3 protein-coding genes are annotated in these 1,980 nt (G+C 64.4%); 1 reads left to right on the top strand and 2 read right to left on the bottom strand.

All coding sequences use genetic code 11. From position 1 onward, the window contains the following. The first annotated feature begins 265 nt into the window (after positions 1-265). Positions 266-502 (top strand): glycine zipper domain-containing protein, encoded by a 237-nt coding sequence (locus H928_RS0106170; protein ID WP_027010612.1) that lies wholly within the window; start codon positions 266-268, stop codon positions 500-502. Positions 503-548: 46 nt separating this feature from the next. On the opposite strand, the gene H928_RS0106175 is transcribed toward H928_RS0106170, so the two are convergent. Both H928_RS0106175 and H928_RS26415 read right to left on the bottom strand, forming a co-directional pair. After that, on the bottom strand, positions 549-1,634 hold the full coding sequence (locus tag H928_RS0106175) for a TFIIB-type zinc ribbon-containing protein (RefSeq protein ID WP_021025713.1): 1,086 nt from the start codon (positions 1,632-1,634) through the stop codon (positions 549-551). A gap of 165 nt (positions 1,635-1,799) precedes the next feature. Next, on the bottom strand, positions 1,800-1,980 hold a 181-nt coding region (locus tag H928_RS26415; protein WP_043339030.1), incomplete at its 5' end, for a helix-turn-helix domain-containing protein.

The raw sequence follows: 1,980 nt of genomic DNA on the forward strand, positions 1-1,980 counted from the left end.
GTTTGGCTGGCAGGTGGCCGGGCAGCTGCACAGCGAAGTGCAGCGCTTTGACGGCGACCGCCACGCAGTGCGCCAGGCCCAGCATGCGCTGCGCCGCCTGCTGGCGCTGGTGCAGGCTGCCCCGGCCCAGTAAGCGCTGTCCCACACCCAAACTTAGCCTTGGCCGATGCGGCAAGCGCGTGCGCTGCGCCACACTTCAACCATGGCAATCCGGTTTGCAGCACTCTTCCGACTGACAGCCGATGCGACCAAGAGGAGAACCCTAATGAAACGACTTGCAATCACCACCGCTTCCATCGTGCTGGCGCTGAGTGGCCTGACCGCTTGCTCCAGCAACCCCACCAATGCCCAGATCGGTACCGGCGTGGGCGCCGTGGCCGGTGGTGTGCTGGGTGATGCCGTGTTCGGCTCGACCCTGGGCACCATTGGTGGTGCAGCAGCCGGTGCCTATTTTGGCAACCAGGTCGGCGACAACATGGATGGCAACCGCCGCCGTCGCTAAGCGCTGAACACCAAGGGGGGGTGTCCCCCCCCTGCATCCTGCCCTCTTAACGGCTGGCTGCCATCAGTAGCACCAGTACCAAGAGTATCGCCAGTGCGGTGAACAGAATTTTTACCCAGCTATAGGGTTGCTCACCGGCCAACTGGCCGGTGTAGCCATTGGCAAGAATCTGGTAGCTCTTGCTGCCATAGGTATAGCCCACCAGCCATACGGGCACCAGCACATGCTTGAAGCTGCGGCCCTGGTACTGGCGCTGCACCTGCAGGTTGCGGTAAGTGTCGCCCGGAATCTGGCGCGCACACAGCGCCTGCACCTGCTGGTCCATATCCCCTTCGTTGATCGTGGCGGCCCGGTTCAGGTCGACCTGGTAGCGCTCCACGGTCCAGCCGCGCACAAACTCGGGCGAATAGGGTTTCAGGTCCGTCCGGGTCGGGAAAGGCTCGACCTTCTGCAGCAGCCCCTGGTGCACCCCAACCGTGCCAGCGACCAGTTCATCGTCAAAGAAATGCTGCAGGCTGCCCGAGGCCGGCTCCCAGCGCACATGGCGTACCTGGCGCGTGCTGATATTGCCATTGGCATCGCGGTACTGCTCGGTGGTGTAGTAGTAAAAGCCGGCGTCCGCCCGCCACTGGGCCTGCACATGGGCGTCAAAGGTCCAGTACGGCAGGTAGATGCCTTTGAGGGTATCGGTCAGCGCCGCGTTCTTGAACTTGTTGGGCGCAAACCAGCGGCTGCCATACCATTTGCGGATCAAGTCGCGCACCTGGCCGTCGCTCACCTTGAACGGCAGCAGGCTTTGCGGCGTGATCGCGTCGTTACGTTCTTCATGTGCTTGGATCGCGGGTGAGCCGCAGAAATCGCAGCGCGACGCCACCCGCCCATCGACAAACACCGAAATCGCGCGGCAGTTCTGGCACTGGTACTCGCGCCGTGCCTCGCCCCAGCCGCGTCCGCTGGCGGGGTTGGCCAGCGCGGCGGCCAGGTCCTGCTCGACGATCTCACCCCCCAGCTGTTGCTGCTGCTCCTCGGTCCAGGGCACCACCGTGCCGCAGTAGGGGCACTTGAGCGACTGCGCCTTGGCATTCCATTCCAGATTGCCACCGCATTCGGGGCAGACATGCTTGGCCACCATCGAGGTCGGTGGCGGCGCAAAGGGGTCAGTGGCGGGAGTGGGTGAATTCACGGTCAAACTCAGCGTTGGCGCACAGCAGGTCTGCGCCACAGGCTCTCAAAACGGGGTCACACCAACGCGCATGCACCGGCCAAGGCAGCGGTGCATGGCGCGATCAGCGCAGATTTATCCGCGCAGGAACTCGTTCAGCGATTCCTGCGAGATGCGCCAGGCGCTGCCAATCTTGCGGCCCTTGAGCGCGCCCGATTCCAGTTCGGTCACGACATCCTGCACCGTCACGCCCAGCGCCTGCGCGGCCTGCTCGGGGGTCAGCACCTGCAGGCCGGCGCCGGCGGCCGCAGCCGCA

Origin of the sequence: Comamonas sp. B-9 (genome assembly GCF_000410635.1) — a bacterium.
Lineage (GTDB): Bacteria > Pseudomonadota > Gammaproteobacteria > Burkholderiales > Burkholderiaceae_C > Comamonas.